The sequence below is a fragment of the Pseudomonas sp. KCJK8993 genome (assembly GCF_046230915.1).
GTDB lineage: Bacteria > Pseudomonadota > Gammaproteobacteria > Pseudomonadales > Pseudomonadaceae > Aquipseudomonas > Aquipseudomonas piscis.
Genome location: NZ_JBJJLO010000190.1, coordinates 1 through 6,154, shown reverse-complemented (window position 1 = coordinate 6,154; position 6,154 = coordinate 1). Strand labels below are relative to the sequence as shown.

At 66.1% G+C, this 6,154-nt stretch carries 6 protein-coding genes; 2 read left to right on the top strand and 4 right to left on the bottom strand.

Annotated elements, in window-relative coordinates; genetic code table 11:
- Nucleotides 1-712 (top strand): MFS transporter (locus tag ACK6AU_RS31065; protein WP_409303519.1); only part of this gene is annotated, 712 nt, incomplete at its 5' end.
- Here the strand turns inward: ACK6AU_RS31065 and ACK6AU_RS31060 are convergent.
- The 4 genes from ACK6AU_RS31060 to ACK6AU_RS31045 form a co-directional block, all read right to left on the bottom strand.
- Nucleotides 688-1,473, bottom strand: a complete 786-nt coding sequence (locus ACK6AU_RS31060; RefSeq protein WP_409303518.1) for a type 1 glutamine amidotransferase domain-containing protein — start codon at nt 1,471-1,473, stop codon at nt 688-690. The genes ACK6AU_RS31065 and ACK6AU_RS31060 overlap by 25 nt on opposite strands.
- 168 nt (nt 1,474-1,641) lie before the next feature.
- Entirely contained in the window at nt 1,642-2,481 is an 840-nt protein-coding gene (locus ACK6AU_RS31055; protein ID WP_409303516.1) for a metal-dependent hydrolase, read from the bottom strand.
- A 32-nt stretch (nt 2,482-2,513) separates the two neighbouring features.
- The gene (locus tag ACK6AU_RS31050; protein ID WP_409303514.1) at nt 2,514-3,413 is read right to left on the bottom strand and encodes an SDR family NAD(P)-dependent oxidoreductase; all 900 of its coding nucleotides are present in this window, start codon (nt 3,411-3,413) and stop codon (nt 2,514-2,516) included.
- Entirely contained in the window at nt 3,400-4,968 is a 1,569-nt protein-coding gene (locus ACK6AU_RS31045) for an NAD(P)/FAD-dependent oxidoreductase (RefSeq protein ID WP_185698851.1), read from the bottom strand. The genes ACK6AU_RS31050 and ACK6AU_RS31045 overlap by 14 nt, the downstream gene beginning before the upstream one ends.
- A gap of 266 nt (nt 4,969-5,234) precedes the next feature.
- On the opposite strand from ACK6AU_RS31045, the gene ACK6AU_RS31040 reads away from it, so the two are divergent.
- On the top strand, nt 5,235-6,154 hold a 920-nt coding region (locus tag ACK6AU_RS31040), incomplete at its 3' end, for an alpha/beta fold hydrolase (RefSeq protein WP_409303512.1).

Sequence of the window (6,154 nt, the reverse complement as noted above, 5' to 3'; positions counted from 1 at the left end):
GGGCAGCTGGATGGATTGGCAACGGGTGTTCTGGGGCCTGTCGCTGTTGGCCCTGGGACTGTGGATCTGGGTGCGCCTGGCGGTGCCCGACCATCCAGGCCAGCGGGCCGAGCGACGCCAACCGGTGCTGGAGATTTTCCTCACGCCGGGGATTGCCCAGGCGCTGCTGGTGATCTTCGCCTGGATCCTGGCGCACAACATTCTCTACACCTACATCGCCCCATTCCTCGAGTTCCTGGGGCTGTCCGGCGCCCTGGACCGGGCCTTGCTGCTGTTCGGCCTGGCCTCGCTGCTGGGCATCTGGGGCACCGGGCTGCTGGTGGACCGCTGGTTGCGCGGGCTGACCCTGTGCAGCCTGGCCGGCTTCGCCCTGGCGTCGTTGCTCCTGGGGATTGGCGCCGAACAGCCGTGGTTGGTATGGCCGGCCATCGTCGCCTGGGGCCTGACCTTCGGGGGCGCGCCGACCCTGCTGCAGACGGCGGTGGCGGATGCTGCCGGGGAGGGTGCCGAGGTCGCCCAGTCGATGCTGGTGACCCTCTTCAACCTGGGGATCGCCGGCGGCGGTGTGGTGGGCGGCCTGCTGCTGCAACGCCATGGCGCGGGGTCGTTCCCCTTGGCGATGGCGGCGCTGGCCGTGGTGGGGCTGGTGCTGGTCTGGAGTGCCCACCGGAATGCCTTCAAGCCCGGTCAGCGGCTGGCCTGCAGCGGCTGAGGCGCGGCCGCACGCGCTTGCTGCAACAGCGTCACCCACTCGTTGGCGAAACGGTGGCAATCCCCGGGCCAGCGGGCGGTCAGCAGGTTGCCGTCACGGACCACGAAACCGCGCTCGGGATGCTCCGCCGAGTCGCGCCGGGGCAGCAGCGGGCCGCGCAGGAAGTCCGCCGGGCTGGCCAGCACCGCCTTGATTTCGTGCTCGACGCAGTGGTCGTAGGTGCGGTAGTAGCGGCCCAGCCATGGCGCGGTGACGATCCAGGCCATCAGCTCCATGGGGCCGGCCAGCAAGGCGGTGACCTTGCGTCCGTAGAGCACCGAGCGTCCGCTTTGCGGATCGATGCAACGGGCCAGGGCCAGGGGCCCATGGCAGACCGCTGCCACCGGTCTGTCGGTCTGGAAGAACGCCAGGATGATTCGCCGTACCTGCGCCGATTCCAGCAGGCTGCGCATGCCCCGGGCATGACCGCCGGGGATCAGCAGCCCTTCGAACGCCTGCGGGTCGACCTCGGCATACCCCAGGGGGTTGCGAAAGGCCGGGTCGCGGGTCATCTGCCGGTAGTGCTGGAGATCTGCCGCGCGGGTCATCAGCACGGGGTCGAGCGGGCCGAAACCTATACTCACCAGCCGCGCATCGGCATAGGCTGGCATTCCCAGCGGCGTGGCGAAGCAGGCCTCGAAGCCGGCGGCGCGGGCGGCCTGCCAGGGCAGGCTGCTTTCGGTGGGGTCGTAACCCAAGTGGGGCAGCAAGATCAGGAACATGGCGCAGGCTCGCGGCACACAAGGTCCGCTGCAGATTAGCAGGCGGCTGGCGGGGCGTAGCTGGATGCCGGCGGCTGCCTTGCACCAAGGTTGTGGCGGCTGGCCGGATGAGTACCGGCAGCCAGGGGCGCTGCCGGCGGATGGTCGATCGAGGGTGGTCGGCCCACGTCACTTGGTCGCTGCGGCGCGAGTCTGCTGGATGTCCTGCACCAGGCCATCGATGCGTTGCAGCTGGTGGCGGTTGTCATGGTCCCAGGGGTGAAAGCCCGGCTTGAAGTACTGCAGCCAGGGCAGGGCGATCCGTGGGAACACCCCCTTGGGGCCGTACAGGTACTTGATCACCTGCCACATTCCGCGCCAGTGGCCGCCGCGCTTGCGATCGGCGATCAGCATGCGCACATGGAAATCGAACACCACCAGCCAGAAGGTCAGGGTGGTGAACAGCATGGTGCCGGTACGGATCAGGTAGCGCTTGGGCCCTGGCTTGAGCACGGTGTTCCACACGTCATAGGCCACCGCCTTGTGCTCGGTTTCCTCCAGGGCGTGCCATTGCCACATCTGCCGGTAGCCTTTGACCGAAGCGCCGAAACGGCTGGGGTCGCGCAGCAGCAGGTCGGCGAGAATCGCCGTGTAGTGCTCCAGGGCGATGGTCAGGGCCAGGTTGAACGCCGGTGCGAAATGCTTCTTCTGGAAGTCGAGGATCATCCGCAACCGTCGGTCCAGCAGGTGGGCCGGCAAGCCGGCGTCCTGCAGCAGGTCGTTGTAGTGCTGGTGTTCGCGGCTGTGCATGGCTTCCTGGCCGATGAAGCCCTGGATCTGGCGCTTGAGCTCGGGGTCGTGGATGCGCTCGCGGTAGTGGCGCACGCTGTCCATGAAGAACAGCTCGCCGGAAGGAAACAGCAGGGACAGGGCATTGAAGAAATGGGTCACGTGGCTGCCTTGTTCGTGCCAGTCGCAAATGCGTTCGGCAGGCAGTTCGACCTGGATGTCGCGGCGGATGGGCAGCATGGCTGTCGCTCCTCTAGACAGGGCAAGGCGGCCTAGAGGCCGCGCTCGTCCTGGGGTTCGTAGACGGGTGCGCGTTGCTTGCCAGGCTTGGGCGCCATGCGCCGGCTGGCCCACACCACCAGCGCCTGGTAGGCGCTGGGCAACAGGCGGATGAACAGGTCGAGAACATGCGCGTCGCGGCCGATCAGCACCCTGCGCTTGTTCTTGCGCACGCCCAGCAGGATCACCTTGGCCGCGGTTTCTGCCGAGGTGATGAACAGTTTCTCGAAGTCGTCGCGGGCCTGCTGTTCGTTGTCGATCAGGAAACCCTTGACGTTGTCGCTGATGCGGCTGGTGCGAGCGATCTCGGTACGGATGCCGCCTGGATGCACGCAGGTGGCCGAGACCCCGTTGCCTTGCAGGTCCAGTTCCTGGCGCAGGGATTCGGTAAAGCCGCGCACGGCGAACTTGGTGGCGTTGTAGCCGCTCATGCCCGGTTGCGAGAACAAGCCGAACACGCTGGAGGTATTGATGATGTGGCCTTCGCCCGCCTGCTTGAGGTAGGGCAGGAAGGCCTGGGTGCCGTGCACCACGCCCCAGAAGTTGACGTCGACGATCCACTCCAGGTCCGCCAGGCTCGAGCCTTCGACGGTGCTCGACAAGGCCACGCCGGCGTTGTTGAAGATCAGGTTGATCTGGCCATGCTCGGCGGCGCTGGCGGCGGCCCAGGCGAACATCGCGTCACGGTCGCCGACGTCCAGTTCCTGGCTGCTGATGCGCAACGGCAACAAGGTGGCGGCGCGGGCCTGGGCCACGGTCTGGGCCAGGCCCTGGGGGTTCTTGTCGGCCAGGGCCAGATGGCAGCCCTCCCGGGCCAGGGCTACGGCCAGGGCGCGGCCCATGCCCGAGGCGGCGCCGGTGATGGCGGCGACTTTACCGTTAAAGTTCTTCATGGGTGGCGGCCTCTTGCAGGTTCAGTGGGCGCGCGATGACCGGCGCGCTGGCGACAGCGGCAGCCGGCAGGCGGCTGGCCAGGTAGTCCTGCAGCTCAAAGTGCTGCACGGCCTTGCGAAAGCTCAAGGTGGAGCCGGGCCAGAGCGTGGTGTTCTGCCCGCTGCGCGGATCCAGGTACCAGCTGCGGCAACCGCCGGTGGACCAGATGGCCCCGGCCAGGCGTTGTTGCAGGCGCTGGTTGTACTGGCGCTCGACGTCGGCCTTGACCTCCAGGGTGCCGATGCCCTCCTGGCGCATCCGTTCCAGGGCCTTGAGGATGTAGTCCACCTGGGCCTCGATCATCAGGATCATCGAGTTGTGCCCCAGCCCGGTGTTGGGACCGATGATCATGAACAGGTTGGGGAAGCCCGGCAGGCAGGTGCCCAGGTAGGCGTGGGCACCGCGGGACCAGTAGTCCATCAGGTCCTGGCCACGCCGGCCGAAGAGCAGGCCGTGGGGCAGCGGGTCGGTGGCCTGGAAGCCGGTGCCGAAGATGATGCAGTCCACTGGATGGCGATTACCGTCGGCGGTGACCACGGCATCGGCCTCGATCCGCTCGATGGCTTCGCTGACCACGCCGACGTTGCCCCGGGACAACGCCGGGTAGTAGTCGTTGGAAATCAGGATGCGCTTGCAACCGATGGTGTAGTCGGGGGTCAGGCGCTGGCGCAGCAGAGGGTCGGGTACCTGTTTGCGCAAATGGCGCAGGGCCACGCGCTGCACCACCTTCATCAGTTTTGGCCGCTGGGCAAAGGCGATCACCCGGCTTTCCAGGACCCAATACAGCGCCGAACGGGCCAGGCGCTGGGTGAAGGGCAGGTGCTTGAAGGCCCAGCGCTCCAGGGTGCCGAGCTCCCGGTCGGGCTTGGGCATGATCCACGGCGGGGTGCGCTGGAACAGCTTGAGCTGGGCCACCCGCGGGGCGATCTTGGGCACGAACTGGATCGCGCTGGCCCCGGTGCCGATCACGGCCACCCGCTTGCCTTGCAGCGAATAGCGATGGTCCCACTGCTGGGAGTGGAAGCGCTTGCCGGTGAAGTCCTCCAGCCCAGGGATGTCCGGGATCGCCGGGCGCGACAGGCCGCCCATGCCGGACACCAGGACTCGCGCGCTGACCCGGCGGCCATTGTTGAAGCGCAGTTGCCAACGCTCGCGGTCCTCATCGAACACGGCCTGCTCCAGGCCCATGTTGAAGCGCAGGTAGGGCGCCAGGGCGAAATCCTGGGCGCAGGTCTCCAGGTATTCGCGGATTTCCGGTTGCGGGGCGAATTGCCGGGTCCAGTTCGGGTTGGGGGCGAAAGAAAAGGAATAGACATGGGATTGCACGTCGCAGGCGCAGCCCGGGTAGTGGTTGTCGCGCCATGTCCCCCCCAGGGTGGCGGCCTGTTCGGCGACGAAGAAATCCGTGATTCCGCTCTGCTTGAGCTTGATCGCCATGCACAAGCCGGCAAAGCCGGCGCCGATGATGGCGATGTCGACGACCTCGGGGCCGTCGGGTGGCGAGTACGCATTCATGGTGTGTACCTCGATTGTAGTGACGCTTGGGTGACTTTCGTCGGTGGCTGAAAACTCAGGATTGCACAATTTAAAATAATGTTTTAAAAATTAATTTAAATAAATCGCCTGGAAATGTCACCTGTGCCCGTCGCCTGTGGATTTGCGGGCCCATCCTGAGCTGACGCGGATGGGATTCCACAGCCGCTACCAGGCCAGGGCGACAAGCCGGGCCGGATCATTGATCCGGTTGCCGCGCAAGACAGGTCAGCTCAAGGGGGCATGGTATGGAATGGCTGGTAGCGGCGACGGTGTTCCTGGTGGTCAGTGTGGTGCTCTGGCTCGTGAGTTTTCGTATCGACCGCAAGATAGAAAGCCAGGTACCGATCAACGGACGCTTCCTTGAGGTCGGCGGCGAGCGCTTGCATTACACCGATGAGGGCAGGGGGCCGGTACTGCTGATGATTCATGGCCTGTCCGGCTGCGCACGCAACCTGACCCATTCCCTGGCGCCACAGCTGCGCGAGCAGTTCCGCGTCATCACTCTTGATCGCCCCGGCTCCGGTTATTCCACCCGCCGTCGTGGGGCGCCAGCGGATTTGCCGGCCCAGGCCAGTCTGATCGCCAGATTCATCCGGACCCTGGATCTTGGGCAACCTCTGGTGCTTGGCCATTCCCTGGGCGGCGCCATTGCCTTGTCGCTGGCGCTGAATCACCCGCAGTCTGTGTCGGGGTTGGTCCTGGTGGCGCCCCTGACCCACCCGCAACGAATGTTGCCCTTGGTGTTCCTGTCCCTTGGCGTGCGGCCGGCCTTGCTGCGCCGCTGGATGTCACTGACGTTGGCCGCGCCCATGGCCATGCTCGGGCGCCACAAGCTGGTCAAGGCGGTATTCGCCCCGGACCCGGTGCCCGAGGACTTCGACGTGCGTGGCGGTGGCTTGCTGGGCATGCGTACGAGCAACTTCTATAACGCCTCCAGCGAGATTGCCGTGGTCAACCGGGCCTTGATCGACATGGTCAAGCATTACCCGAGCCTGAAGCTGCCGGTGGGCCTGATCTACGGCTCCAGGGACCCGGTCCTGAGCTACCGCAGGCATGGCGAGTCAATGGTCGGCAAAGTGCCGGGCCTGGCGCTGGAGATCGTTCAAGGTCGCGGGCACATGTTGCCCATTACCGCGGTCGAGCGGGGGGTCGCCATGATCCGGCC

Bases quoted from the DNA above. Each gene is read 5' to 3' on its own strand.
- ACK6AU_RS31050 (WP_409303514.1), bottom strand. From the start codon at position 3,413: ATGAAGAACTTTAACGGTAAAGTCGCCGCCATCACCGGCGCCGCCTCG.
- ACK6AU_RS31060 (WP_409303518.1), bottom strand. From the start codon at position 1,473: ATGTTCCTGATCTTGCTGCCCCACTTGGGTTACGACCCCACCGAAAGC.
- ACK6AU_RS31045 (WP_185698851.1), bottom strand. From the start codon at position 4,968: ATGAATGCGTACTCGCCACCCGACGGCCCCGAGGTCGTCGACATCGCC.
- ACK6AU_RS31055 (WP_409303516.1), bottom strand. From the start codon at position 2,481: ATGCTGCCCATCCGCCGCGACATCCAGGTCGAACTGCCTGCCGAACGC.